This window comes from Burkholderia sp. PvR073, assembly GCF_054055695.1.
Window position 1 is genome coordinate 607,620 of the sequence record NZ_JBSRXO010000002.1, and the last position, 25,053, is coordinate 632,672.

25 protein-coding genes are annotated in these 25,053 nt (G+C 69.7%); 22 read left to right on the plus strand and 3 right to left on the minus strand.

Annotation, left to right across the window (positions count from 1 at the left end):
* Positions 1 to 96: 96 nt before the first annotated feature.
* From ACVK00_RS09890 to ACVK00_RS09905, 4 genes are all read left to right on the plus strand, one after another.
* Positions 97 to 837: a secretin and TonB N-terminal domain-containing protein gene (locus ACVK00_RS09890; RefSeq protein WP_284891369.1), complete on the plus strand. Its 741-nt coding sequence runs from the start codon at positions 97 to 99 to the stop codon at positions 835 to 837.
* A gap of 6 nt (positions 838 to 843) precedes the next feature.
* Positions 844 to 1,392, plus strand: coding sequence for an RNA polymerase sigma factor (locus tag ACVK00_RS09895; protein WP_284891368.1), 549 nt, complete (start codon positions 844 to 846; stop codon positions 1,390 to 1,392).
* Between the two features lie 11 nt (positions 1,393 to 1,403).
* Complete coding sequence (locus ACVK00_RS09900) at positions 1,404 to 2,399, plus strand: FecR family protein (RefSeq protein ID WP_284891367.1); 996 nt, start codon at positions 1,404 to 1,406, stop codon at positions 2,397 to 2,399.
* A gap of 260 nt (positions 2,400 to 2,659) precedes the next feature.
* Positions 2,660 to 2,911: a FecR/PupR family sigma factor regulator gene (locus ACVK00_RS09905; protein ID WP_284891365.1), complete on the plus strand. Its 252-nt coding sequence runs from the start codon at positions 2,660 to 2,662 to the stop codon at positions 2,909 to 2,911.
* A gap of 213 nt (positions 2,912 to 3,124) precedes the next feature.
* On the opposite strand, the gene ACVK00_RS09910 is transcribed toward ACVK00_RS09905, so the two are convergent.
* Positions 3,125 to 3,949 (minus strand): hypothetical protein, encoded by an 825-nt coding sequence (locus ACVK00_RS09910; protein WP_284891364.1) that lies wholly within the window; start codon positions 3,947 to 3,949, stop codon positions 3,125 to 3,127.
* Between the two features lie 164 nt (positions 3,950 to 4,113).
* On the opposite strand from ACVK00_RS09910, the gene ACVK00_RS09915 reads away from it, so the two are divergent.
* Positions 4,114 to 5,760 (plus strand): type II toxin-antitoxin system Phd/YefM family antitoxin, encoded by a 1,647-nt coding sequence (locus ACVK00_RS09915; RefSeq protein WP_284891363.1) that lies wholly within the window; start codon positions 4,114 to 4,116, stop codon positions 5,758 to 5,760.
* 82 nt (positions 5,761 to 5,842) lie between these two features.
* On the opposite strand, the gene gspK is transcribed toward ACVK00_RS09915, so the two are convergent.
* Positions 5,843 to 6,838 (minus strand): type II secretion system minor pseudopilin GspK, encoded by a 996-nt coding sequence (gene gspK / locus ACVK00_RS09920; RefSeq protein ID WP_284891444.1) that lies wholly within the window; start codon positions 6,836 to 6,838, stop codon positions 5,843 to 5,845.
* 33 nt (positions 6,839 to 6,871) lie between these two features.
* Positions 6,872 to 7,444 carry a hypothetical protein gene (locus ACVK00_RS09925; RefSeq protein WP_228907993.1) on the minus strand — a complete coding sequence of 191 codons (573 nt, stop codon included), beginning with the start codon at positions 7,442 to 7,444 and terminating at the stop codon, positions 6,872 to 6,874.
* 669 nt (positions 7,445 to 8,113) lie between these two features.
* Here ACVK00_RS09925 and ACVK00_RS09930 point away from each other — a divergent pair.
* The 17 genes from ACVK00_RS09930 to ACVK00_RS10010 all read left to right on the plus strand — a co-directional run bounded on the left by ACVK00_RS09930 (position 8,114) and on the right by ACVK00_RS10010 (position 24,998).
* The gene (locus ACVK00_RS09930; protein ID WP_284891362.1) at positions 8,114 to 9,271 is read left to right on the plus strand and encodes a TIGR03032 family protein; all 1,158 of its coding nucleotides are present in this window, start codon (positions 8,114 to 8,116) and stop codon (positions 9,269 to 9,271) included.
* On the plus strand, positions 9,268 to 9,915 hold the full coding sequence (gene cysC, locus ACVK00_RS09935; protein WP_284891361.1) for an adenylyl-sulfate kinase: 648 nt from the start codon (positions 9,268 to 9,270) through the stop codon (positions 9,913 to 9,915). The genes ACVK00_RS09930 and cysC overlap by 4 nt, the downstream gene beginning before the upstream one ends.
* 151 nt (positions 9,916 to 10,066) lie before the next feature.
* A complete protein-coding gene (locus ACVK00_RS09940) occupies positions 10,067 to 11,731 on the plus strand; it encodes a ShlB/FhaC/HecB family hemolysin secretion/activation protein (protein ID WP_284891360.1) in 1,665 nt (554 codons plus the stop codon).
* Between the two features lie 67 nt (positions 11,732 to 11,798).
* Positions 11,799 to 13,604 carry a DUF2341 domain-containing protein gene (locus tag ACVK00_RS09945; protein WP_284891359.1) on the plus strand — a complete coding sequence of 602 codons (1,806 nt, stop codon included), beginning with the start codon at positions 11,799 to 11,801 and terminating at the stop codon, positions 13,602 to 13,604.
* 19 nt (positions 13,605 to 13,623) lie between these two features.
* On the plus strand, positions 13,624 to 14,034 hold the full coding sequence (locus ACVK00_RS09950; protein ID WP_043177386.1) for an ExbD/TolR family protein: 411 nt from the start codon (positions 13,624 to 13,626) through the stop codon (positions 14,032 to 14,034).
* A 4-nt stretch (positions 14,035 to 14,038) separates the two neighbouring features.
* Positions 14,039 to 14,737 (plus strand): energy transducer TonB family protein, encoded by a 699-nt coding sequence (locus ACVK00_RS09955; RefSeq protein ID WP_284891358.1) that lies wholly within the window; start codon positions 14,039 to 14,041, stop codon positions 14,735 to 14,737.
* 91 nt (positions 14,738 to 14,828) lie between these two features.
* On the plus strand, positions 14,829 to 16,640 hold the full coding sequence (locus tag ACVK00_RS09960; RefSeq protein ID WP_284891357.1) for a putative porin: 1,812 nt from the start codon (positions 14,829 to 14,831) through the stop codon (positions 16,638 to 16,640).
* A gap of 12 nt (positions 16,641 to 16,652) precedes the next feature.
* Positions 16,653 to 17,333, plus strand: a complete 681-nt coding sequence (locus tag ACVK00_RS09965; protein WP_284891356.1) for a hypothetical protein — start codon at positions 16,653 to 16,655, stop codon at positions 17,331 to 17,333.
* A gap of 57 nt (positions 17,334 to 17,390) precedes the next feature.
* Positions 17,391 to 17,957, plus strand: coding sequence for a YbjN domain-containing protein (locus ACVK00_RS09970; RefSeq protein WP_228907985.1), 567 nt, complete (start codon positions 17,391 to 17,393; stop codon positions 17,955 to 17,957).
* Positions 17,954 to 18,394, plus strand: coding sequence for a hypothetical protein (locus tag ACVK00_RS09975; protein WP_284891355.1), 441 nt, complete (start codon positions 17,954 to 17,956; stop codon positions 18,392 to 18,394). Before ACVK00_RS09970 ends, ACVK00_RS09975 begins: the two co-directional genes overlap by 4 nt.
* An 88-nt stretch (positions 18,395 to 18,482) precedes the next feature.
* Positions 18,483 to 19,373 (plus strand): peptidylprolyl isomerase, encoded by an 891-nt coding sequence (locus tag ACVK00_RS09980; RefSeq protein WP_284891354.1) that lies wholly within the window; start codon positions 18,483 to 18,485, stop codon positions 19,371 to 19,373.
* Between the two features lie 6 nt (positions 19,374 to 19,379).
* Entirely contained in the window at positions 19,380 to 20,234 is an 855-nt protein-coding gene (locus ACVK00_RS09985; protein WP_284891353.1) for a hypothetical protein, read from the plus strand.
* A 48-nt stretch (positions 20,235 to 20,282) separates the two neighbouring features.
* Entirely contained in the window at positions 20,283 to 20,651 is a 369-nt protein-coding gene (locus ACVK00_RS09990) for a hypothetical protein (protein ID WP_228907981.1), read from the plus strand.
* 37 nt (positions 20,652 to 20,688) lie between these two features.
* Complete coding sequence (locus ACVK00_RS09995; protein ID WP_435521272.1) at positions 20,689 to 22,134, plus strand: Do family serine endopeptidase; 1,446 nt, start codon at positions 20,689 to 20,691, stop codon at positions 22,132 to 22,134.
* 81 nt (positions 22,135 to 22,215) lie between these two features.
* Positions 22,216 to 22,704: a YbaB/EbfC family DNA-binding protein gene (locus tag ACVK00_RS10000; protein WP_284891352.1), complete on the plus strand. Its 489-nt coding sequence runs from the start codon at positions 22,216 to 22,218 to the stop codon at positions 22,702 to 22,704.
* Between the two features lie 456 nt (positions 22,705 to 23,160).
* A complete protein-coding gene (locus ACVK00_RS10005; RefSeq protein WP_284891351.1) occupies positions 23,161 to 23,784 on the plus strand; it encodes a S1 family peptidase in 624 nt (207 codons plus the stop codon).
* A 269-nt stretch (positions 23,785 to 24,053) separates the two neighbouring features.
* On the plus strand, positions 24,054 to 24,998 hold the full coding sequence (locus ACVK00_RS10010; protein ID WP_228907978.1) for an IclR family transcriptional regulator: 945 nt from the start codon (positions 24,054 to 24,056) through the stop codon (positions 24,996 to 24,998).
* The last annotated feature ends 55 nt before the right edge of the window (positions 24,999 to 25,053 follow it).

Below are 25,053 nucleotides of genomic sequence, written 5' to 3' on the forward strand. Positions count from 1 at the left end.
GCCCGCTCACAATCTGACGTTCGCTTGCGACGGAACCGCCCGCGGGGGGGCGCCTTCCGGCCCGCGGCGTGCAACTCCACTTCCGACCAGGGATTCATGACTCGTTCACGGGCGCCGACCGGTGTCCTGGCGCTCGTCGCGTGGCTCGCGTTCGTCGTGCTGTGCATGCGCGGCGCGCACGCGCAGGAGACCGGTTCCACGGGCCGCCCGCCGGGCAGCGTCGCGCATTTCGAGCTGCCCGCGCAGCCGCTCGCGAAGGCCTTGCAGGACTTCGCGCGGCTCACCGAGCTGATCGTGCTGGCACCCGCGCCGTTGCTCGACGGGCGCACGAGCGCACCGGTGCAGGGCGACTACATGCCGCGCGACGCGCTCGAGCGGTTGCTGGCCGGAACGGGGTTGCGTGCGGAATTCTCGCGTCCGGACGAAGCGATCATCGTCGCGCGGCCGGCCGCCGAGGCGGTGCCCGCCACGGTCGACGCGCCGGCGGACGCCGCACTGCCGATCGACGGGATCGGTGATTCCAGCGAGCGGCGCGCGTTCGCGGGCACGCTGCAGTCGCATCTGATCGATGCGCTGTGCGCGCAGCCGGCGGCGGTGCCGGGCAGCTATCGACTCGTCGCGCAGGTGCGCATCGACAACAGGGGGGCGGTGGTGGCGGTCAACATGGTGGCATCGAGCGGTTCGGCCGCCCGCGACGCGGCGGTGATGCGCGCGCTGCGCGCGCTGAAGCTGGACGATGCGCCGCCGGCGGACCTGCCGCAGCCGGTCACGATCCTGTTGCGGCCGGCCGGCAACGGCGTGCACTTCCGCTGTCCGACGACAGCCGTCCGGAACTAGCACGCCATGTCCGATACCACTCGCACCGGGCTCAGGAAGCTGCTGGCGACGCGCTATGCGTACCTGGTCAGGCGTCTCGAACGCGTGACGGGCTCGAAGGACGGTGCGGCCGACGCGCTGCACGAGACCTGGCTGCGCCTCGAAAATGCGAACGTGTCCACGCAGGTGACGAACGCGGACGCCTATATACTCGGGATGGCGAACAATGTCGCGATCGACCAGCATCGCCGCGAGCGCCGCCATCTGCACGATGACGATGTCGAGACGCTGCTCGAGACGCCCGACGAACTGGCCGATCCCGAGCGTATCGTCGCGGCGCGCCGCAAGGTCGATACGCTGAAGGACGTGCTGCGCGGCCTGCCGCCGCGGCGCCGCGCGATCCTGCTGGCCGCTCGTGTCGACGGCCTGCTGAACCGCGAGATCGCCGAGCAGTTCGGCATTTCGCTGCGGCTCGTCGAAAGCGAGCTGAGCGCGGCGATGAAGTACTGCCTGCAGCGCATGCAGGAAGACGGCGATTCGTACACGGGCTCGCGAGGCGGCCCGCGCAAATTTTGAGTACCCGGACGATGACGAAAGCCCAGGCCGAACCCGCCCACGACGCACTCGACGAAGCGAGCGCGTGGCTGCTGCGTCTGCGCTCGGGCGACGCGAGCCAGGCCGAGGCCGACGCGTTCGAGCGCTGGTGCGCCGATCGTCCGCAGGCGGCCGCGCTGCTGCGCGACACCTGGGGCTCGCTGCGCACCGCGGCGGCCGAGCTCGCGGGTGAAGAGCGCACGGCCGCGGCCTGGGCAAACGTTGCAAAGCGCGAGCGCACGATGCGCACGGGCCGCCGCGCGTTCATCGGCTTCGCGGTGGCGGCCGGCGCGTCGTGGCTCGCGGTGCGGCCGCCGCTGCAGTTGTGGCCGTCGCTCGGCGACCTGGCCGCCGATTACCACACCGGCACCGGCGAGCAGCGCAGCGTCGCGCTGTCGTCGCGCGTGACGGTGGCGATGAACACGCAGACACGCGTCGACGTGCTGCCCGCGAGCGATGCCGCGCACGGTGTCGAAGTCGTCGCCGGCGAGGCGGAGATCGACGCGGCCACGCCGCCGGCCGGCCGCGCGACGCCGATCCAGCCCGTTACCGTGGTGGCGGGCGACGGCCGAATGCAGGCGACGGTCGCGCGCTTCAACGTGCGGCGTACGGGGTCGCAGGTGTGCGTGACCTGCCTGTCGGGCACGGTCGCGCTCGCGCATCCGCGCGGCGCCCGCACGCTGAAGGCCGACGATCAGGTCGTCTATGACGACCGCGGCGTGCAGCCCGTGTCGCGGGCCGATCCGGGCGCGGTCAGCGCATGGCGGCGCGGGATGCTGGTGTTCAACGGCGTGATGCTGTCGGACGTCATCGACGAAATCAACCGCTATCGTCCGGGCAGGGTCGTCCTGCGGCGCGCCGCGCTCGGCGCGAACCGGATGCAGGCGCAGTTTCCGATCACGCGGCTCGACGACGTGATCGACATGGTCGGGCGCCTGTACGGCGCGCACATCACGCGCCTGCCCGGCAATATCGTGCTGCTGAGCTGACCGGCTCCCGCGAGCTTCCCCACCTTTCTTCCTCCCCCTGCAAGCGGCCCGTTCGTGCGGCCGCGGGCTGCCTGCGCGCTGCGGGTTACGGTCCGCCGATACGACCTGATCAATGAGGGCCGGCAAACGCCGGGCTGCCGTCCGCGGCGGCCCGGTGGAGCGTCGTCGGACCCGAGGCGTGGGTGGCAAGCGCCCCGGCCGCGCAGCGATGCGCGGTGCGGGGGATGGGTGTCGAGGGAGCTTCGGGCGGTGGCGTGATCATGAACGAATCGCAACGGGATGCGGATTCCGGCGACGCGAACACGCGCGCCGATGCGATCCGCGAAGGCGCGGTGCGCTGGCTGCTGTGGCTGCGCACCGGCGATACGACGGAATGCGAACTCGACGCGTTCCAGCGCTGGCGTGCGCAGAGCGACGAGCATGCGCGCACCGTGCGCGAACTGATCTGGATGTGGGCCGTGCTGGAGGCGGTCGGTCGCCAGGAGCCGGGCGTGCCGCCGCGCATGCATTGAGCGCGCCGAAGGCGTGGTCGTTCCGGTATGCGACGGAATCGTTTTCATCGGCACGCGCGCGGGTATCGCAAGAAATTCTGCGGGTTACGCGCACTTGCTTCGACCTTGTATACGAGAGAGCGAGGGGACCGTGTAGCGGAACCGGGGGCCGAAGCCGGCTTCCGGATTGCCGCCGGCGTGGGGCGGGGCGCGGTGTGCGGCGAGGGCCGGCGATCAGGACGTCGCGCCGCCGTCGATACCGGCGCGCGCGCCGCGCCACGCGGCGTCGAACGGGTCGTCGGCGTCGCGCAGCGGTTCACGCAGAAACGGAAAGCGTTCGAAGAACGGGGCGGATTCTTGCAGGGCCACGATATGGTCGACCATCCATTGCAGCAGTTCGCCGCCGTGCCGGACCTGATCCGGGCGCCAGTCCGGCATCGTCGCGAAGAGGGCCGAGAAGCCGCTCCAGCGCGACGGGCGATCGTTGTCGCCGGGCCGGAAATAGGTGTTCATCGCGACGTCGTTCGCATCGGTGAGCGTGCCGACGAACAGCCCGTACGGCGTCGGCACGCCGATCTGCCGCCAGTGTTCCGCGATCGCGAGCGAGCGCATCACGCGCGCCGCGACGAACGCGATATTCGTCTCGTGCTCGATATCCGCGAGCGTCATCACGCCGTTGCGCTGCATGCAGCGCGCGACCGCGTGCGGCCGGATCGCATTCGACGCGAAGCTGCGCAGCACGAGGTCGGGCACCGTCAATTGCAGCTGGAATTCGCGCAGCCCGTGCTCGGCGCTCATCGTCGAGAAGTTGACGAACAGGCCTTCGATCCTGCCGAGCACGCCGACGTACGGATCGAGGCCGAGGCGCGCGAGCTTCGGCGCGATCTGGCGGCCGAGCAGCCGCATCAGGTTGCGGCGGTTGCGCACGCCGCGGAAATCGTCGAGGCCGCGCGTGACGAGGTCGCTGATCTCCCAGCGGCGCTCGTCGGCGAGCAGGCGCGGGGAACGGCTCAGGTCGAACCGGGCGCGGCCGTGCGCCACGCGGGGATCTACGTACATGCCGGTGCCTCGTGCGTCGATGGCGGAGGGAGCATCGCGACGGCGTGCGGTCGTGCGCTTGCGGTTGTCCACGATGCTGCGGCGTCGACTGCGGCCCGTCAAGTGCGATCGTGCGGTGGCGACCGGTTGCGTGTGCGGCATTGCGAACGGTACGGAGTGTCCCGATGATGCGCGCGGTGGTGGAACGTTTCGTCGAACAGAGTCCGATGGCGATCATGACGCGGCTCGTGCTGCAGTGCGCGCTGCACGACGACTGGCTCGACGCGACCGCCGACACCGATGGCGAACCCGACGACGAGCCGATTCGCGAGGCGCTGTTCGCGCTCGCGGTCGATGCGATCACGGCGATCGCCGCGCACATGCGCATGCCGTCGGATGCGGCCGGTGTCGCGCCGATCGGCGTGGGGGCCGCCGTCGCCGAGCTGCACGACGGGATGAGCCGGTTGCGCGCCGGGTGGGGGCGCGCGCTGGTAAAGGACAGCGCGGAACTGCTGCTGCCGATCGCGGCGGCGCGTGTGGACGAGAGCGGGCTCGGCGGGATGCGGCTGCGCGTGCTCGACGGGGCGGCTGACGCGTGTGCGCCCGGGCAGGCTGCCTGCGATTGCGGGCGGGCCTGCGACGATCCCGCGTACGAAGCTGCCTTCGGTGCCGGCACGCGCGTGCTGCCGGTCTACGATCCCGATCTCGGGTTGATCGTCGACCTGCTGCCGGTCGAGCGCGGCCGGCAGCACGCGCGTGCCTTCGTCGCCGCGCTGCTCGAAACGGTGCGGCCCGGCGAGTTGTGGATCGTCGACGGGCGCTTCGATACGAATGCGATTCTGTCGGGATGGCCGCGCCGCGGCGGTGCGTTGATCCTGCGCGAGTACGGTCCCGCGAGCACGGTCCGGCCGCTCGATGAATGGCAGGACGCGGGGGTGTGCGACGACGGCACCGTGCGCGAACAGCCGGTAGGAATGACCGGCGACGGCGGCGCAACCGATACGTTGCGGCGGATCGAATGGCGCCGCGCGGCGGCGGGCGGCGAACCCGGAGAAGCGGTGGTGCTGCTGACGGATTTGCCGGCCGAGCGGTTCGACGCGGCACGGATCGTGCAGCTATCGCGCCGACGCTGGCGCGACGTGTTGCCGTTGCCGCTCGAACCGGTGCTGGCAGGCGCGCCGTTCGGCGACGCGCCGGCGCGTGCGTCGCTGCTCGCCTGCGGGATCGCGGCGCTCGCGTATAACGCGTTCAGCGTGATGACGCAGGTGGTCGGTGCGGCGCTCGATCTCGACGCGCGCGACGCCGAGCGTCTTCCGTCGCATATCGCCGACGGCGTCGCGGCGATCTACGCCGGGATGATGATCGCGCTGCCGCCCGACTGGTGGCGCCGCTACGACCAGTTGCCCGCAACCACCCTCGGCCAGATCGTGCGGGTGCTGGCCGTGCACGTCGATCCGCGCAGCGCGCGCCGCAAGCGCCGTGACAACCGGCTGTCGGCGAAATCGCAGGCGCTGCTGCGTGCGGCGACGCTCGAGCGGCTGCTGCACGACGACGGCGACGATGCCGTCACGAACGTGTTCAGCCTGCGCACGATCGCGATGGCGACGCGCGACTTCAGCAGCAATCCGTCGAAGGCGCTGCGGCATGCGGGCGAGGCGTTGGTGATGGTCACGAAATACAACCGGCCGATCGCGCTGCTCGTATCGATCGACGACTGGAACCGCCTGCTCGGCGAAGTCCGCGAGACGAGCCTCACGCGGCTGACGTTCGATTGCGCGGTGAAGCCGCAGGGCGCGCGTGGGCTCGGTTTGAGCGAGTCGTCGTTGATCTAGATCGGCGCCGCGGCTCACGCGCGATTCGATGGATCGCGCGTCGTCGATCCGCAAGCACGTGCGCAAATCGTACGGTCGGCGTTCAACTCGTGAGCCGCCGCACCCAGATCACCGACGTCCACGTGAAATTGCCGCTGCCGTAACGCGCGATCAGCGTTTCGATGCGTGCGTTGATCCGCGTCGAATGGACGCGGCAGTGCACGATGAAATAGCCGCTGCTGACGCCCACGGCCGAGCCGTCGGGCAGCGTCGGGCTGCTGCCCTGCGCGGGCAGCAGATACTCGGCGATATCGCCGGTGCTGACGAAATACGCGGTGCCGCGCCGCTCGACGAGCCGTTTCGCCTGGCTTTTCGACAGCGTCGGAATCGCGGCGACGAGCACGGGCTCGGCCGCCGTGTTCGCGTTCACGACGGTGAGGTCGGGCAGCACCGTCACGAATGGCGCGAGCGCGTCGATCGCATGCGCGTCGTAGCCGGGAATTCGTGCGAGATCGTCGACCGACACGAGCTGCAGCGGCCAGCCGCCGGGGCCGTTCGTGTCGCGCAGCGAGCGCAGCATGTAGTCGGCCGTCGGTTGCGCGAGCGCGGGATCGAGCGCGAGTTCGCCGAGCAGCCGCCGATAAGCGAGCACGCCTGCGGCATTCGCCTGCCACGGTTTGCCCGGCGCGATGCGCGACACGAGGTTCATCAGGTTGAAGCGGGCCTGCGCATCCTCGACGTTTCCGGAGATCGATGCGCGCGCAAGTTCCGCGTTGACCGAGACCGCATCCGGCGGCAGCAGGTCGGACAGCGGCACGTCGGAGAATGGGGCCGACCACGGCTGGCCGGCGAAGGTCACGTTCGACGTCGCGTTCTGCGCGCGCAGCGTCGCCCTCGCCCATTCGACCGCGGCGCGCTCGACCCACATCGTCTGCGTCGCGAGCCGCTGGTTCTCGACGTCGCGCGTCGCGACCTGCTGACGCCAAAGCACGCTGGCCGCGAGCGTGGCCGCCAGCGCGACGACGAGCAGCACCGTCACGATCGCGATGCCGCGTGCGCGCGGCGCGCGTGTCGCGCCGGATCTCCCGTATCGATGCATTCGCATGCCCCCGTTGGATGGGCGCAGCCGCATTCACGCCTCGAACGCGAGCCACGCATGCGCGATGCTCGCATGCGCGGATGACGTGACACCGAACATCGCGGCGAGCCCCGCGACCCAGAACGCGAGCATCGCGGGATGCGTGCCGTCGCCGTCGAGCGCGAGCGGGCCGACCAGCGCGGCGATCGAATGCGAGCGCCACAGCAGCAGCACGAACAGCGTGCAGCCGATGGCCATCGCAACGAAGAACGTGAACAGCGCGACCGTCGAGCGCCGCGTGAACGGCACGCGGTGATGGCGCTGGTTGGTCGCGACGATCGCGACGCCGTTCGCGACGGGCACGATCGCCATCGCGAGCGTCCAGAACAGCGGCTGGTCGCTCGACGCATTGATCAGCAGCAGCGTGCCGATCGTCCAGACCGGCGGCGCCAGCAGCGTCAGCACGCACCATGACAGCGACTGCCACGCGAGCCACGGCGTGCGCCAGCGCAACGGGCGGCGCAGCGCGGCACGACCGGCGGCGGCCGCGCGCAGCGGGTCAGGCGGCGCGGCCGCGCCGGACAGCCTCCCGGCGAGCCAGCGGACGAGCATCGTGGCGAATGACATGGATCGGACCCCGTCGTCGATGTGTTTTTCTCATTAGTTAGGACGGATCGGGCAGCGCGAAACCGCAGTTTTTTTCGTGACGTTCGGGCGTTTGCCGCGCTGCGATAGCGCCGGCCGGTCGCGCGTAAACGATATCGGGCGCCCCGTCGCACACGGTCTCGTGAATATCTTCAGCGCAATGTCACAAAAACTTCCCGATAGCACCCGACGATTGTCGGGCCGCACGCGGGTGCGACGCGTTTTCGCGATTTTCCCGTGTAGCGGCAACACGTTTGCCGGCGACTCGCGCACGCGCGACGCCGAAGATCCGACACGGGCCAGGCAGGCGACATGCACACCAAACGGGGGCCACGCATATTCCTGCACGGCGTTCCGCGCGTTTTCGCGCGCGGGTTGCGCCGTGCGCGCATTGCAGGCCGCACGCGGTCGGCGACGCCGTTGGATCGGCGCCGCCGACAGCGCGTACACGCGCACTCGGCGGCGCAGCGGCCGGTCCACGCAAAAAAGTTTGCGGCAATGCGCATTTCGTTCCGTCTAGGTAGGTGAGTGTCGCGACCCGGCACGCGCGATCCGGCTCGTGGCCGGCGCGCGCATGCCGTGCGTGCGGACGGGCGAGTGCGGACTTCACCTTTATTCATCACGCGGCGCGAAGCCGACAGGTGCATCACAGTGGAACAGTTCGAGGAAGGCCGGCAGGGCGGCGACACGCTCGCCGCAGCGGAACGGGCAGCGGAAGCGATGTCGCCGGTGATCAACCTGCGCGACACGGGGCGCTTTCTGCAGGTGCTCGAGGCGCTCGGCTGTTCGCTGGCCGTCAGCCGCCGCCCGTCGGGCGTCGCGGTGATCGGCGTCGACGCGGGCGTGCCGACGCTGTCCGCGTGCCTGCTGCCGCGCTCGATGGGGATGGCCGTATCCGGCAACCGGCTCGCGGTCGCGACGATGCACGAACTGATGGTGTTCGCGAACGTGTCGACGCTCGCGCCGCTCTATCCCGGCCGCCCCGATCACTACGACGCGATGTTCGTGCCGCGCATGGCGTACTACACCGGAGACCTGGATCTGCACGACATGGCGTTCGACAAGCACGTCGTGCTCGCGGTCAACACGCGCTATTCGTGCATCAGCGTGATCGACGGCTACTTCAACTTCACGTCGATCTGGCAGCCGCCGTTCGTGACCGCGATGAAGCCCGACGACCGCTGCCACCTGAACGGGATGGCGTTCAGCGATGGCAAGGTGCGTTTCGCGACGGCGCTCGGGGTGACCGACGAGCCGTTCGGCTGGCGGCGCGGGATGGCCGACGGCGGCGTCGTGATGGAGGTGCCGTCGGGTCGCATCGTCGCGTCGGGCCTGTCGATGCCGCATTCGCCGCGCGTGATCGGCGGACGCCTGCACGTGCTCGAAGGCGGTCGCGGCCAGGTGCTGCAGATCGATCCGCAGTCGGGCGCGCGACGCGTGCTCGCGACACTGCCGGGTTTCACGCACGGTCTCGCGGAATACGGCGGCGTGCTGTTCGTCGGACTGTCGAAGCTGCGCGACAAGCGCGGGCCGCAGGGGCTGCCGATCGAAAGCGAGGCCGATGCGATCGTCGCGGGCGTCGCCGCGCTCGACGCGAACAGCGGCGCGGTGCTCGGCATCCTCCAGTTCTTCAACGGTGTCGACGAGATCTTCGACGTGCAGGTGCTGCCGAACGTGCGGCGCGCCGAGATCCTGAGCGCGCCTCAATGGGCGGAGACACCGTCGATCGTCACGATGCAGGGCGGATTCTGGCAAGCGCGCCCGCGCGAGGACGACGAGCCCGCGAACGTCGGCGGGCAAGCACGATGAACATCGATCGTTGCGGGTTTTCCGCGGTCGTTTCGTCCTTATCGGTAGACGCGGCCAACGCGTCGCGCGGCGCGGCGCCGCAACTTGCGGGCGGCGTGCTGTGGCTGACGGGGCTGTCGGGCGCGGGCAAGACGACGCTGGCCGATGCGCTGGCGCAGCGCCTGCGCGAGCGGCGGACGCATGCGATGGTGCTCGACGGCGACCGGATGCGGGCCGGACTGAATCGGGACCTCGGCTTTACCGAGCAGAACCGTTTCGAGAACGTGAGGCGCATCGCCGAGGTTGCGGCGGTGGCGAGCGGATCGGGCGCTGTCGCGATCGTCGCGGTGATCTCGCCGCTCGCGGCGATGCGCGATGCGGCGAGGTCGATCGTCGGCGCGGCGTTTCGCGAGGTGTACGTGAGCACGCCACTCGCCCGCTGCGAAGCGCGCGACCCGAAAGGGCTGTACGCGAAGGCGCGGCGTGGCCTGCTGCCGGGATTCACGGGCGTGTCGTCGCCGTACGAGCCGCCGGTCGATGCGGATCTCGTGCTCGACACCGACCGGGAATCGCTCGCGGTGTGCGTCGATACGCTGATGCGGTATGCGTGCGTGCAGTTCGGTTGTCCAGCTGGTGGAATGCCGGAGCAGGCGCGCCGCGACTGAAGCAGAAGCAGCAAGCAGCAGGAAGCATCGAGTACATCGTGATAAGGATGACGAACAAATCGTCATCGAAGTGAAACACGTATTTGATAGCGGTGCGGGCGGCTAGTGCAGCGAGCGCTCCGCGATCCGGAACAACAAAGGGGAAGGGCGCATGCCGCCGAGAGTAGACCGCAAGTCACGCGAACGATGGCGGCTGAAATGCCGATGCCTGGCCGGCGCCGTGCTGGCCGGAGGGCTGTGCGTCGCCTCGGGCGTGCGCGCGCAGGAAGCCGCCGTGGCACCGGCCGCGAACGCGGCAGCGTCGGGATCGCCGGCGCCGCAGACGTTCGACGTGAACGCGTTCGTCGTGCGCGGCAACACGACGCTGCCGACGCTCGAGATCGAGAAGGCCGTCTATCCGTTCGAAGGGCCGGGCCGCACGCTCGCCGACGTGAACGCGGCGCGCGATGCGCTGCAGAAGGTCTATCAGGAGCGTGGCTACCAGTCGGTGGTTGTCGAGCTGCCGCAGCAGCAGGTGAAGAACGGCGTGATCCTGCTGCAGGTGGTCGAGGCGAAGGTGGGCAGGCTGCGCGTCGACGGCGCGCAGTACAACTCGCCGCGCAACATCCGCGACGCGGTGCCCGCGCTCGCCGAAGGCAAGGTGCCCGACTTCAACCAGGCGCAGCAGCAGCTCACCGACCTGAACCGCTCGGCGGATCGCCAGGTGATTCCGGTGCTCAAGCCCGGCGCGATGCCGCAGACGGTCGACGTCGATCTCAAGGTGGACGATCACAGCCCGCTGCACGGCACGCTCGAGCTGAACAACGACAACAGCCCCGGCACGTCGACGCTGCGCACCAGCGCGAGCCTCAGCTATTCGAACCTGTGGCAGCTCGGCCACGTGATTTCCGGCACCTACGTGATCGCGCCGCAGCATCCGAACGATGCGCGCGTCTATGCGTTCTCGTATCTCGCGCCGATCAAGGACACGCGCTGGAGCTTCCTCGCCACCGTCGTGCACTCGGACAGCAACGTCGCGTCGGTCGGCGGCACCAACGTGCTCGGCAAGGGCACGACCTACGGCTTCACCGCGATCTACGCGCTGCCCGCGTCGGAAACCTACGCGCACTCGGTCAGCATCGAGATCGACCGCAAGCATTACGACGAGAACGTGAGCCTGGTGGGCCAGACATCCACCGCGCCGCTGACCTACGTGCCGGTGACGTTCTCGTACAACGGCCAGCTGAGCCTGAAGAACTCGCAGACGTCGTTCTCCGCGTCGCTCACCACCAACATCCGCGGCCTCGGCAGCGACTGGGGCGCGTGGGACAACAAGCGCTACAAGGCGACGCCCGACTTCGTGTACGGCAAGTTCGACGTGAACCACACGCAGCGCTTCGCGAACGACATGCAGGCCAACGGCCACGTGAGCGCGCAGATCTCGAACTCGCCGCTCGTGTCGAGCGAGCAGTTCGCCGCCGGCGGGATGAACAGCGTGCGCGGCTACATGCAGGCGGAAGACACGGCCGACAGCGGCGTGATCGCGTCGCTCGAGCTGCGCAGCCCGTCGCTGTCGAAGTGGCTCGGCGGCGCGGTGGGCAGCCGCGTGAACGAGTGGCGCTTCCACGCGTTCTTCGATGCGGCGCACCTGTGGCTGCTGAGCCCGCTGCCGGAGCAGACGTCGCGCTTCAACCTGATGAGCGTCGGCGTCGGCACGCGATTGCAGATCATGAAGTACGCCAGCGCGGATTTCGAGGCCGGCTGGCCGCTGAAGGCGGGCGTCTATACGCGGCAGTACAGCCCGCGTTTCGATTTCTACGTGCGGCTGGGGTTCTGACGGATTTTTTTTGACCGTGCCGGGGCGACGCGACGAGCGAAGCGCCCGCACATTCGGGGAGTGGATCGTGAAGCGAGTCTTGTTTTTCCTGTTGGCGGTGATGCTCGGCGTGCTGCCCGGCATCGCGAACGCATGGTGGCAGAACGACTGGTCGTACCGGAAGGCGATCACGATCGACGCGAGCCCGAAGGGCGCGAACCTCGCGGATTCGGCGGGCCGCGTGCCGCTGCTGATGCGCCTGCATTCGGGCAACTTCCAGTTCGACGGGCTGGCCGACAACGGCGCGGATATCCGCTTCGTCGCGTCCGACGACAAGACGCCGCTGAACTACCACGTCGAACAATACGACCCGGTGCTCGGCGTCGCGCTGATCTGGGTCGACGTGCCGAAGATGCCGGCGGGCGCCACGGAATCGATCTGGATGTACTACGGCAACAAGAAGGCGCCGGACGGCGGCAAGCCGGCCGAGACGTTCGATCCCGACTACACGCTCGTGTACCACTTCAACGGCGCGTCGGGCACGCCGCCGAAGGACGCGACGGCGTATGCGAGCAACGCGCAGAACGCGACGTTCCGCGCGGTTGAAGACGGCATCGTCGGCAAGGGCGCGCGCTTCGACGGCAATGCGTCGCTGACGCTGCCCGCGAGCCCGGCGCTGAACGTGCCGGCCGGCGGTAGCTTCACGTTCAGCGCGTGGGTCAAGCCCGCGGCGCTCGCGCCGAACACGCTCGTCTACAGCCGCCGCGACGGCGCGAACGCGCTGCTGATCGGCCTCGACAACGGCGTGCCGTTCGCGGAAGTCGACGGCGCGGCCGGCAGCGCAGCCCCGGTGCGCACGCCGGCCGCGGCGCCGGTGGCCGCGAACCAGTGGACCTATCTCGCGGTGACGGCAGACGGCAAGAACCTGACCGTCTACGTCAACGGCAAGCAGGCCGCGCAGGTCGCGGCGGCGTTGCCCGCGCTGAACGGCGTCGCGACGGTCGGCGCGGATGCGGCCGGCGCACCGGCGGGCTTCGCCGCCTACACGGGCGCGCTCGACGAACTGCGGCTGTCGAAGATTGCGCGTTCGCCGGCGGCGATCGCGGTCGACGCGCTGGCCCAGGGCTCCGAATCGAAGCTGGTCGCGTACGGCGCGGACGAGAAGCAGTCGGGCTTCGGCTTCGGCTACTTCGGCGTGATCGTGCAGTCGGTGACCGTCGACGCGTGGGTCGTGATCACGATCCTGCTGGGCATGGCGTTCGTGTCGTGGATCGTGATGTGGACCAAGGCGCGCTACGTCGGCACCGTCGACAAGGCGAACCAGTACTTCGTGCAGCGCTTTCGCGAAGTGGCCGGACGTCACCTGGTGGGCCTCGCGCACGTCGACGAAGGCAGCGCGGAAGGGCGACGCCTCTACCAGTCGTCGCTGTACCGGCTCTACAAGTCCGGCGTGCATGAAATCCACAGCCGGATGGACGACAACGGCCGCACGGTGATCACGAGCGAGTCGATCGAGGCGATTCGCGCATCGATGGACGCGACGCTCGTGCGGGAAAACCAGCGGCTGTCGAAATCGATGGTGCTGCTGACGATCGCGATCTCGGGCGGCCCGTTCCTCGGCCTGCTCGGCACGGTGGTCGGCGTGATGATCACGTTCGCGGCGATCGCCGCGGCCGGCGACGTGAACGTGAACGCGATCGCGCCGGGTATCGCGGCCGCGCTGCTCGCGACCGTCACGGGCCTGTTCGTCGCGATCCCGGCGCTGTTCGGCTACAACTATCTGCTGATCCGCAACAAGAACGTGACCGCGAACATGCAGGTGTTCGTCGACGAATTCGTCACGCGCCTCGCCGAAGCGCACCGCACGCCGGATCACGCGGTGCTGGCCGACTGAACGCACGCAGGAGACCACCATGCAGGTTCAGGACGACGACAAGCCGTACGACGACATCAACATCACGCCGATGCTCGACCTCGCGTACGTGCTGCTGATCATCTTCATCATCATGACGACAGCGTCGGTGCAGGGCATCAAGGTCGATCTGCCGAAGGCGAGCTCGTCCGCGAGCCTCGCGAAGCCGAAGACGAAGGCGATCACGGTGGCCGATTCGGGGCAGGTGTTCCTCGATGCGTACCCGGTGACGATGGACGAGCTCGAAAGCCGGCTGCGCACCGAGAAGGCGACCAATCCGGAATTCCCGATCGTGTTGAAGGGCGACGCGGGCGTGCAGTACCAGAAGGTGATGGACGTGCTCGACCTGCTGCGCCGCCTCGACCTGTCGCAGGTCGGCCTGGTGACCGGCAAGGCGAAGCAGGGCGGCTGACGCGATGGAAATGACCTACAACGGCGGCCCGCCGGACAAGGGCCCTGGCCGCTACGTGAAGCCGGTCGCGATCGCGCTGGTGCTCGCGGCGTTCGCCGCGCTGATCTGGCATTTCGCGGGCGACACGGCCGGCGTGAAGCGCGCCAGCGCGCCGCAGGTGACGACGGTGATTCCGCTGCCGCCGCCCCCACCGCCGCCGAAGCAGAAACCGCCGCCCGAGAAGGTGAAGGAAGAGGTGAAGACGCCGGTCGAGCGGCCGACGATCGCGCCGAAGCCGTCCGAGGCGCCGAAGCCGTCGGACAACCAGCCGAAGCAGATGACGATGAACGCGCCTGCGCAGGCCGGCACCGACAGCTTCAACATCGGCGCGGGCGACGGCTCGGGCATGGTCGGCAGCGGCGGGGGCGGCAAGTTCGGCAACGCGAGCTACGCGCAATACATGGTGTACGTGCTGCAGCGCGCGATCGAGCAGGACAAGGGCGTGCAGGAGGCCGGCGGCGCGCGCTTCACGGGCAGCCTGAACCTGTGGATGGACGCGTCCGGGCGCATCACGAAGGTGACGGTCGCACAGTCGACCGGCGACACGAAGCTCGACGCGGCGGTCGTCACGGCGGTGGAATCGCTCGGCCGGGTCGACGAGGCGCCGCCGCCCGCGACCGCGTATCCGGTGCTCGTCAGGTTGCAGGGGCGCAAGCCGGCATGACGGGCGGGCGTGCAGGGCGAATCAATCATGGGGCGGCATCCGTTGCACGGATGTTGCCGGAAAAGAAACGGAAATTGTTCGGAGTGCCTAGATGATTCACAAGATGAACGAATTGGGTGCGGCGCCCCGCGGCGGCGCGCTGCCCGCGCGCCGGTCGCGCGTCGGCGCGGCGGTGCTGACGCTGGGGCTGACGTGCGCGTCGGCTGCTCACGGGCAATCGCTCGAGGCGCAGGCAGCGACGGGCAAGGCCGCGCCGACGGAAAGCGTGGTGATCAACTTGATCAACCTGCTGGTGAAGCGCGGCGTGCTCACGCAGCAGAACGCGAACGAACTGATCAGCGAGGCGCGCACCGAGGCCACGCAGGCCCGCACTGCACGCGCATCGGGCGCACCGGTCGTGGCGGGCGGCATGGTCAATCCGCCGACGCAGCCGGGCGACGTCGCGGTGCCGTACGTGCCGCAACTGGTGCGCGACCAGATCCGCGACCAGGTCAAGCAGGAGGTGATCGCGCAGGCGAAGGCGGAGAACTGGGCGCAGCCGAACACGTTCCCCGATTGGGTGTCGCGCATCAAGATCGACGGCGACATGCGCGTGCGTGACGAATATCACTTCTACGGCAGCGGCAACACCAACGGCGTGACGAACTTCGCGGCGATCAACCAGGGCGGCGGGTTCGACGTCAACCCGAACACCAACAACACGCAGATCCCCACGCAGAACACCACGCAGAACCGCAACAACCTGCTGCGCTATCGCGCGCGGCTCGGCGTGACGGCGACGCTGTCCGACGAGATGATCGCCGGCCTCCAGCTCGCGAGCGGCAACGACAACGGCCCGGTTTCCACCACGGGGACGGCCGGCGGCGGCTGGGGCAAGAAGAACATCTGGCTGAACAAGGCGTTCTTCGCCTACCGGCCGACGTCGTGGCTGAACCTGACGGCCGGCCGCTTCGACAACCCGTTCTTCAAGTCGGACCTGGTGTTCGCCGACGACCTGATGATGGACGGCCTCGCGGCGAACCTGCGCCATGCGCTGCCGTGGAATCCGGACGTCACGCTGTTCGGTACGCTCGGCGTGTTCCCGATCCAGTACACGAGCGAGAACTTCCCGTCCAACAGCACCGACAAGGCCGGCAGCGACACGAAGTGGATGTTCGGCGCGCAGTTCGGCGCGGACTGGAAGATCGACGCGAAGAACCGGCTGCGCGGCGCGGTTGCGTACTACGACTTCCAGAACATCCGTGGCTCGCTGTCGTCGCCATGCGCGCTGTATGCCGGCGCGACGAGCTGCAACACCGACAACGAGGCGCCGGCGTTCATGCAGGGCGGCAACTCGCTGATCGCGCTGCGCAACATCGTGCAGAACCCGAACCTCGCACCGGGCATGACGCCGCAGCCGCAGCTGTTCGGGCTCGCCTACAACTACCGGCTGCTCGACCTGAAGGCGCAGTGGGACACGGTCGTCGCCGACCGCTTCAAGGTGCGCCTGGACGGCGAATTCGTGCGCAACCTCGCGTACAACGACAACAAGGCGTTCGCCGCGGCATCGCTGCCGGTCAACAACTACGAATCGACGTCGGTGAACGCGACGCGCGCCGACTACCGCAGCGGCCCGAACGGCTTCCTCGCGAAGGCGACGATCGGCGAGCCGGAGCCGCGCGAGAAGGGGCAGTGGAACTTCTCGGTCGCGTACAAGTACCTGCAGCCGGACGCCGTGCTCGACGCGTTCAACGACCCGGACTTCCATCTCGGCGGCACCAACGCACGCGGCTACGTGATCGGCGCCGCGTATGCGGTCGCGCGCGACACGTGGGTGTCGGCCCGCTACCTGAGCTCGAAGGAAGTGTACGGGCCGCCGGTATCGATCGACGTGCTGCAGCTCGAGCTCAATGCTCGCTTCTGACCGGAGCCGCGGATGAACACGACCTATCGCACGATGCTCGCGGGCGTGCTGCTGCTGGCGGCCGGCGGCGCGCACGCGCAGAGCATCGAGGACAAGCTGCGCACCCAGTTGCGCTCGACCGTGCAGGAGCTGCGTCAGCTGCAGGACAACCAGGCGCAGTTGCAGGCCGACAAGGCCGCCGCGGAGAAGCAGCGCGACGACGCTCTGGCGCAACTGAAGACGGCGCAAGCGCAACTCGCGTCGGCGCGCGGCGACTCGGGGGCCGAAGCGGCCGCGAAGCGCGCGCTCGCGGCGGAGCGGGCGGGGCGCGAGCAGGATGCGCGGTCGCTCGCGAAGTACAAGGCGTCCTACGAGGATCTGCTCGCGGTGTCGCGCGCCCGCGATGCGCAACATGCGCAGGCGCAGAAGGACGTCGCCGCGCGTGACACGCAACTGAAAACCTGCCAGGCACACAATGCGGAGCTGTATCGCGTGGGCCACGAGATCCTCGACGCGTACGAGCATGTCGGGATCGGCACGTTCTTCGCGTCGCGGCAGCCGTTCGCGCAGTCGGCGCGCGTGCAGTACGACGATCTCGCGCAACGCTATGGCGATGCGCTGTATGCGGGCAAGTACGACCCGGCCGCACGCGTGCCGGCCGCGACGCCGGCATCCGCGTCCGCTGCATCGGCCGCATCCGCGGGCGCGCAATGACCTGGGGCCGCAGCCGGCCTTGAACCGATCGATTCATTGAACACCGGGAATACCGACATGCAAGACAAGCAACCGAACAGCGCCGACGAACGCGCGGCGCACGACGCACCGATCGAAGCCATCAGCGCGGAACGCCTCGCCGACATCCTGCGCCGCGCGGGCTACCGCGTGACGATTGCCGAACAGAACGGCGTGATGCAACTGATGAGCGCGAGCCAGGGCGTCGGCTTCGCGGTGCGCTTCGGCAATCCGGCCGCCGGGCTCGTGCCGCAAGGCGTGGATGCCGCGGCGATCCCGTACATCGACTACACGCTGTCGTGCGTGCTGCAGGTGCAGGGCGACCTGCCGGCCGAGCTCGTCGCGAACTGGAACCGCACCAAGCGCTTCGCGCGCCTCGCGAGCCACGGCGCGTTTCTCGCGCTGGAGATGGACGTGGTGGTCGCGGGCGGCGTGTCGGAGCGCCACCTGCGCTCGACGGTCGAGCTGTGGGATCGGCTGATCCAGGAATTCCTGCTGCATCTGCGCAACCGTCCGGCGATGGCCGAGCAGGAAGCGGCGGCCGGCGGCGACACGGGCGCACCGGCTGCCGTCGTGGCTTCGTCCGAGGCCGCGGCCCAGTCATGATCGCCGCGAGCCGGCGGGCCGGCCGCCGGATCGGCGCCGCGCTGCGCGCGCTGCTGCCGTCGCGAGCGCGGCCCGCCGCACGCGCGCTGGCCGCCGACGAGGCGCCCGCCGCCTGGCTCGCGTATGCGGACGGCGTCGCGCGGCGGCTGCAGGCGGTGATCGACGGCGACGACGCGGCCGCGTGCCGGCTGCGCGCGGACGTCGGGCGCTGGGCCGACCGGCTGGCGGACACCGGCGACGATCGGCTGATGCTGCCGGTGCGCGCATGGCTCGACCGGCGTGGGCACGTGACGCGCGTGGACAGCGCGCCGGCCAGCGATCCGGCGGTCGATGCCGCGCTGCGCGACACGCTCGTCGGCCGCGCGGTCGGCGCCGCACCGCCACACGGGATGACCCAGCCGATCGTGCTGCGCATGACGCTGTCGGGCCTGCGCTAAGCGCGATGCGGCGACGAACGTGACGACGCACAGGCCGCGCGAGCGGCGGCGTGCGCGATTCAACAGCAATCGAGAGGGCAGTCGAACCATGATGAGAAAGATGAAGACCCTGGCCATGATGGCCGCCGGCCTGATGCTGGCCGCGCCGCTCGTCGCGCACGCGCAGGACGACGTGATCGCGAATGCCGCGCAGGCGTCGGTCACGCAGGCCGATATCGCGAGCCTGCTGAAGGCGGTGAGCCCCGAAGGGCGCGAGCGGCTCGCGGCCGATCCGGCAGTGCTGGACCAGGTCGTGCGCTCGACGCTCGCGCAGAAGGCGGTGCTCGCCGAGGCGAAATCGAAGGGCTGGGACCAGGAGCCGCAGGTGCAGACGGCGGTCGAGCAGGCGCGGCGCGAGATCGTCGTGCGCAGCTATCTCGCGTCGGTGAGTGCGCCACCGGCCGACTATCCGTCGGACGCCGAGATCCAGTCCGCCTACGAGCGCAATCGTGCGGCATTCACCGCGCCGCGCGCGCTGCACGTCGCGCAGATCTACATCGCGGTACCGCCGAATGCGGACACGGCGACGCTCGACGCCGCGCGCAAGCAGGCGGCCGATCTTGCGAACCGCGCGCGCAGCGGCGATTTCGCGGCGCTCGCGAAGGCGAATTCGCAGGACAAGGCGAGCGCGGCAAACGGCGGCGATCTCGGCTTCGTGCCGGATTCGTTGATGCTGCCGGCCGTGCGGCAGGCCGCCGATGCGCTGAAGCCGGGCCAGGTGTCCGGGCCGGTCCGCACGCCGTCGGGTTTCCATGTCGTGAAGCTGCTCGAGGTGCGCGCGGCCGCACCGCGCCCGCTTGCCGACGTGAAGGAGCAGGTGCGCACGATGCTGCGCACGCAGCGTACGCAGCAGAACGCGCAAGCGTATCTCGCGAAGCTGGCCGCGAACGCGCCGATCAACGAAGACGCGCTGAAGAAAGCGCTCGCGGCTGCGCGGTAGGCGCTCATGGCACCTGTCCGTTCGACGCCGCGTGTCGTGGCACCCGATGCGCGCCTGCCGGGGCGGCGGCGCGCGGCCGCCGCGCCCGATCGTCCGCGCCTGCCGAAGGCGAATCCGTGGCCGGGGCCGCCCGGCGCATGGCCGTCCCATTGCCCGCTCTGTTTCGGCGCGCTCGAGCCGCTGCCCGGCGCGGGCGGCCATGCGCGACACCGCAGCGCGCGCTGCTCCGCGCAGTGCGTGCTGACGACGCGGCAGTACCAGCCGGACGAGCTCACGATCCGCGGCTCGCACGACGTGCAGGTCGCGGCGCGCCATCGCGAGCGGTTCGTGGCGCACTGGGCGCGTCACTACGCGTCGATGCGGCGCGCGTGGCCCGCGCTGACGATCGAACGCTTCGTCGCGGTGATCGCATGCATGGACGTCGCGGATCTCTGGTCGTACCGGACGCTGCGCGACGACGATCTGGCGGCCGTCCTGCTCGTGCTGGCCGGCTTCCTGCGCGTGCCGGATGCACCGGCCGCCGATGGGCCGGTCGCCACGTTCACCGGGGTTGCCGGGGTTGCCGCGCTCGCGCCGACGGTGCGCTGGGTGCGGTTCTGGTTCGATGCGAGCGTGCGCGACGTCGGCGACCTGTGGACGGCCGGCAGCGCCGCGCCGCGGCTCTTTCGCGTCGACTATCGGGAGCCGGTCGTCACGCCGTATCCGACCGGCGCGCACGTGCATGCGTGGCAGCCGGTCGAAGGGATGCGCGATGCATGGGCGCAGGGCGCCGACACGCGCGACCCCGCCGTCGAAGCGGCCGAACGCACCGCGTTCGAGCGTTTTCTGGCGCGGCCGCGGGCGCACGGCGCGGGTGCATGAGCGAACGCGTGCACGAAGGACAGTTGGCCATGATCGAACGGAGGCCGGATGAAGAGGCGACTTGAGGTTGCGGTGACGATCGCCTGCGTGCTGCAGGTGGCCGGCGCGCATGCACAGGGCGGTCGCGCGGCCACGGCCGAGCCCGGTTCGGCCGCGAAGCCGGTATGCGTCGACGCGGAAGTCGACGGCAAGCGCGCGCTGTCGTATGACTGCTTGAGCCAGCAACTGAAGCCGACGGCCGAAGCGCAACCCGGCGGCGCATCGCAGACGGATTCGGAGCGGCTGTCGAAGCAGCCGTCGAACCGCCTCGGCACGTTCAACCTGTCGACCGAGCAGAACCGTTTCGGCGCGAACTGGGGCCGCTCGGTGACGCCGCAGCGGCCGAATGCGCCGGTCGCGGTGCCGCCGAAGCCATGATGGCGCGCGGCATCGGAACCCGACGGGGAGCGGCGACATGAGCGCGCGCATCAACATGGGCCTGGCAGGGTTGCGGCGAATCATGTTCGGCAGGCTCGCCTTCGCATGCATCTGCATGGCGATGACGGCGACGGCGGCAACGGCGACAGCGGTCGCCGAGCGCGCCGCACCGGCCGCGGACCGTCCCGCCTCCGCCACCGTCGCACTACCGAATTTCGCGGCGCTCGTGCGGCGCGTGGGCCCGGCCGTCGTCAACATCAGCGTCACGCGCGAAGTCACGCAAATGGGCATCCAGCTGCCGCCCGGCATTGCGCCCGATCATCCGCTCGCGCCGTTTCTCGCGCGGCGCGTGATCGGCAACCGCGAGGAGGTGAGCCTCGGCTCGGGCTTCATCGTCAGCGCGGACGGCGTGATCCTGACGAACCGGCACGTGGTCGGCGACGCGGCCGCCGTCGACGTGAAGCTGACCGACAAGCGCCAGTTCAAGGGCCGCGTGATCGGCAGCGATCCGGTGTCCGACGTCGCGGTGATCCGCATCGAGGCGCGCAACCTGCCGGTCGTCGCGACAGGCGACCCCGCACGCGCCGAGGTTGGCGACTGGGTGATGGCGATCGGTTCGCCGTACGGGTTCGCGAACACGGTCACGCAAGGCATCGTCAGCGCGAAGTCGCGCTCGTTGCCCGGCGAGCGCGCGATCCCGTTCATCCAGACCGACGTGCCGATCAATCCCGGCAATTCGGGCGGCCCGCTGTTCGATCTCGACGGCCGCGTGATCGCCATCAACTCGATGATCTTCTCGAAGACGGGCGGTTATCAGGGGCTCGCGTTCGCGATTCCGATCGACATCGCGCTCGACGTGAAGGACCAGTTGCTGCGCACCGGCAAGGTCACGCGCGGCCGGCTCGGCGTGGCCGTGCAGGAGGTGAGCCAGGCGCTCGCGCGCTCGTTCGGCCTCGCGAATCCCGACGGCGCGCTGATCACGATGGTCGAGCCCGATGGTCCGGCCGCGCAGGCGGGGCTGCAGGCGGGCGACGTCGTGCTCGCGGTAGACGGCAAGCCGGTCGCTGAATCGGTGGACCTGCTCGGCACGATCGCGGGCATGCGCGCGGGGCGGCAGGTTGACCTGCTGGTGTGGCGCGCGGGGCGGGCGATGCATGTCGGCGCGACGGTCGGCGCATTCGACAGCGGTTCGGCCGCGACCGGCGGCGTGGCGGGGCCTGCGCGGTTCGGGCTCGCGCTGCGCGCGGCGAACGAGCAGGAACGGCAGCGGCTGGGCGTGAACCAGGCGCTCGTCGTCGAACAGGCGAGCGGCCAGGCGGCGCGCGCGGGACTGCAGCCCGGCGACATCGTGCTGTCGGTCAACGGCACGCCGGTCGCGAACCTCGGCGCGCTGATGGCCGAGATCGACGCCGCGCACGGCAACGTCGCGCTGCTCGTGCAACGCGGCGGCACGCGGCTGTATGTGCCGATCGAGATCGGATGAGCGGGCCGGGGCGATGCAACGCGATACGGCAGGAGCGCGCCGTTCCGGCACGCGAGCAAAACACGGGAAACGGGAGGCGCGATGACGCGAAGGCGGGAAGGGACGATATCCGGATGGCTGCGCGCATGCCTTTACGCATGCGTGCTGGCCGCGTGCGTGCCGGTCGCCGCACAGACGACCGACGTGCCGCAGCCGTGGATCAGCTACGCCCAGCTCGTCGGTCGTCAGTTCCAGGCGTGGCTCGAAGCGGACGGCGACGCGGCCGACCGGCTGCATCGGTATCTGGAAGCGCGCGTGCTGAACGCGAGCGCCGATGCGCCGCCGCCGGCGATCGTCGTGCGCGCGTGGATCGGGGCGAACGGCGCGGTGACGCGGATCGAGTTCGCGTCGCTCGGCTCGGCCGACGCGGATGCGACGCTGCGGCAGTTGCTGACCGCGAGTCCGCTCGCCGAAGCGCCGCCGCCGGACATGCTGCAGCCGCTGCGGGTGCGCTTGCGGCTGACGCCGAATCCGGAAGCGGCGGCCGATGCGCCCGCGCCGGCGCCGGCGTTGGCGACGCACGCGCCGTGACGGTGCGGAGGCGGCGGTTCAACGTGTCGACGAATGGCGATAGTGCGGCAGGTGTCGCGCGGACGTAACGTGACATGGGCGGGCGTCGCCGTTTGGGCGCGGCAGGTCGGCATGCCGGGCGTCGTGCGCATGGCGGTAGCGCTCGCGTTGGCTGCCGGATCGCCGTTGCCGCCGGCCGCCGGTGCTGAACCGGCCGCGCTGCTCGCGGCATCCACACCCACGTCCTTATCCGCACCGGCACCGGCATTACCGCCCGCGCCCGTGCCGATACCGGCACCGATACCAGCACCAGCACCAGCACCAGCACCAGCACCAGCACCAGCACCAGCACCAGCACCAGCACCAGCACCAGCACCCGTGCCCGTGCCCGTGCCCGTGCCCGTGCCAGTGCCAGTGCCAGTGCCAGTGCCAGTGCCGACAACGGCGCCCATACACCTCGACGCCACCACCCTCGACGTGAACGCTACCGGCATCTTCATCAACGACGCCGGCGATGTACTGACCGCAAGGCACGTCGTCGCCAAATGCCGGAGCCTGTTCGTGATCAAGGACGCGCGCGTCGCACGAGCGCGGATCAAGGTGCTCGGCACCGACCACGATCTCGCGGTCGTCGGCAGCGCGCTGCGGCCGTTGCTCGCCGCCGCGTTCGCGCATACGCCGCCGGGCGGCGGCGCGCAACTCGTCTTCGCGGCCGGCTATGACGCGCTGCGCCGGATGCCCGACCGCGCGACGGCGGTTTTCAACGGAATGACGCGGCCCGGTGCGGCGCGCGCCGACGACCTCACGCTGCTGTTGCCGGCGACGCACGGCGCAAGCGGCGCGGCGGTGCTCGATCAAGCGGGCCGCGTGATCGGCATCGTTACGGACCGCGCCGACGTATCGGCCGGCGACCCGCGCGCGATCGCGACGCGCGCCGATGCCGCGCGTTACGTGATCGCGGTGCCGGTCGACGCCGTCAAGACCTTCCTGCACGCAAACGGCATTCCGTATGAAGAAACCGACGCGCCGCAACTCGAACCGCTGCAGCCGCATGCGACACGCGCCGCGACGCTGCAGGTCGGGATCCTGTGCGGCGGGTGACGAGCGCCTGCCCATCCCGCGCGTCATCGAATCGATCGCCTGTCGCCGCCGCACCCGACGACGTTCCGGTGGGCAGTCCTGTCTATCACTGTTATTCTTTCGATCGCATCAGGCTATATGACAGTCCGGCTGTCCGGTCGGGCGCACCGGGCCGTCGGCCGCCTGCGCCGGATCGTGTTGATCCGGTCCGGTCGAAAATCCATAATCAAGCATTGCGGGTCTTTCGTGAACGCTTCCATTCCGTCCATGTGCACAGGGTCAATCCAACGATGAGCGGTGCACCGAAATCGCCGGCGAAGCCGGCAAGCGCGCCGCGCGCGACAGCCAGCGACGACGTCGACCACGACGCGTCGAAGCCGGGCGCGGGCGACGACGAAGCGTCCGGCGGCGCGTCGTCGTATCTGGTTCCAGGCCTCGAACGCGGGCTGCGGATCCTCGCCGAATTCTCCGCGCGCGAGCCGGTGCTCGGCGCGCCCGAGCTGTCCAAGCGCATCGGCATCCCGCGCACGACCACCTTCCGTCTGCTGCAGACGCTCGAAGCGCTCGGCTTTCTCGAACGCGTGAACGGCGACCGCTATTTTCGGCTCGGTGTCGGCGTGATGCGGCTCGGCTTCGAATACCTGAATTCGCTGGAACTGACCGACCTCGGCGCGCCCGTGCTCGAACGGCTGCGCGACGCGACGGGCCTGTCGACGCACCTGCTGATCCGCGACCAGCGGGATGTCGTGTTCGTCGCGAAGGCCCAGAGCAACACGTCGATGTTCGGTTCGGTGAAGGTGCACGTCGGCACGCGGCTGCCCGCGCATGCGACCGTGCACGGCCACGTGCTGATGGGCGACCTCACGCGCGACGCGCTGCGTCAGCTGTATCCGGAAAAGCGGCTCGAGCAGTTCACCGAGCGCACGCCGGGCTCCGTCGACGAATTGTATGAGCGCGTGCGTCATTACGCGCGGCTCGGTTACGCGGTCAGCGAGGCCGCGTTCGAGAGCGGCATCTCGGCGGTGACCGCGCCCGTGCGCGACCATTCGGGCGCGATCGTCTCGGCCATCACGGCGACGGTGCCGCGCTCGGAAATCGGCGAGGCCGGCGAGAAGGAGCGCCTCGTCGAAGCGGTATGCGGCGCGGCGGTCGACCTGTCGCAGCGCCTGAACTACCGGCCGCTCGAAAGCGACCCGACGTTCGCGCACGCGCGCCACCGGGTCGCGATGTTCTGACCCGTCGAGCCGGCCGCGTCACGCGGCTTTGCCAGCAAAAAAAGAGCAGCCCAAG

Bases quoted from the DNA above. Each gene is read 5' to 3' on its own strand.
- ACVK00_RS09985 (WP_284891353.1), top strand. From the start codon at position 19,380: ATGGCACCTGTCCGTTCGACGCCGCGTGTCGTGGCACCCGATGCGCGC.
- ACVK00_RS09980 (WP_284891354.1), top strand. From the start codon at position 18,483: ATGATGAGAAAGATGAAGACCCTGGCCATGATGGCCGCCGGCCTGATG.
- ACVK00_RS09910 (WP_284891364.1), bottom strand. From the start codon at position 3,949: ATGTACGTAGATCCCCGCGTGGCGCACGGCCGCGCCCGGTTCGACCTG.
- ACVK00_RS09925 (WP_228907993.1), bottom strand. From the start codon at position 7,444: ATGTCATTCGCCACGATGCTCGTCCGCTGGCTCGCCGGGAGGCTGTCC.
- ACVK00_RS09970 (WP_228907985.1), top strand. From the start codon at position 17,391: ATGCAAGACAAGCAACCGAACAGCGCCGACGAACGCGCGGCGCACGAC.
- ACVK00_RS09915 (WP_284891363.1), top strand. From the start codon at position 4,114: ATGATGCGCGCGGTGGTGGAACGTTTCGTCGAACAGAGTCCGATGGCG.
- ACVK00_RS09900 (WP_284891367.1), top strand. From the start codon at position 1,404: ATGACGAAAGCCCAGGCCGAACCCGCCCACGACGCACTCGACGAAGCG.
- cysC (WP_284891361.1), top strand. From the start codon at position 9,268: ATGAACATCGATCGTTGCGGGTTTTCCGCGGTCGTTTCGTCCTTATCG.
- ACVK00_RS09975 (WP_284891355.1), top strand. From the start codon at position 17,954: ATGATCGCCGCGAGCCGGCGGGCCGGCCGCCGGATCGGCGCCGCGCTG.
- ACVK00_RS09965 (WP_284891356.1), top strand. From the start codon at position 16,653: ATGAACACGACCTATCGCACGATGCTCGCGGGCGTGCTGCTGCTGGCG.
- ACVK00_RS09940 (WP_284891360.1), top strand. From the start codon at position 10,067: ATGCCGCCGAGAGTAGACCGCAAGTCACGCGAACGATGGCGGCTGAAA.
- ACVK00_RS09990 (WP_228907981.1), top strand. From the start codon at position 20,283: ATGAAGAGGCGACTTGAGGTTGCGGTGACGATCGCCTGCGTGCTGCAG.
- ACVK00_RS09950 (WP_043177386.1), top strand. From the start codon at position 13,624: ATGCAGGTTCAGGACGACGACAAGCCGTACGACGACATCAACATCACG.
- ACVK00_RS09995 (WP_435521272.1), top strand. From the start codon at position 20,689: ATGAGCGCGCGCATCAACATGGGCCTGGCAGGGTTGCGGCGAATCATG.
- ACVK00_RS09955 (WP_284891358.1), top strand. From the start codon at position 14,039: ATGGAAATGACCTACAACGGCGGCCCGCCGGACAAGGGCCCTGGCCGC.
- ACVK00_RS09960 (WP_284891357.1), top strand. From the start codon at position 14,829: ATGATTCACAAGATGAACGAATTGGGTGCGGCGCCCCGCGGCGGCGCG.
- gspK (WP_284891444.1), bottom strand. From the start codon at position 6,838: ATGCATCGATACGGGAGATCCGGCGCGACACGCGCGCCGCGCGCACGC.
- ACVK00_RS09895 (WP_284891368.1), top strand. From the start codon at position 844: ATGTCCGATACCACTCGCACCGGGCTCAGGAAGCTGCTGGCGACGCGC.
- ACVK00_RS09890 (WP_284891369.1), top strand. From the start codon at position 97: ATGACTCGTTCACGGGCGCCGACCGGTGTCCTGGCGCTCGTCGCGTGG.
- ACVK00_RS10010 (WP_228907978.1), top strand. From the start codon at position 24,054: ATGAGCGGTGCACCGAAATCGCCGGCGAAGCCGGCAAGCGCGCCGCGC.
- ACVK00_RS09905 (WP_284891365.1), top strand. From the start codon at position 2,660: ATGAACGAATCGCAACGGGATGCGGATTCCGGCGACGCGAACACGCGC.
- ACVK00_RS10000 (WP_284891352.1), top strand. From the start codon at position 22,216: ATGACGCGAAGGCGGGAAGGGACGATATCCGGATGGCTGCGCGCATGC.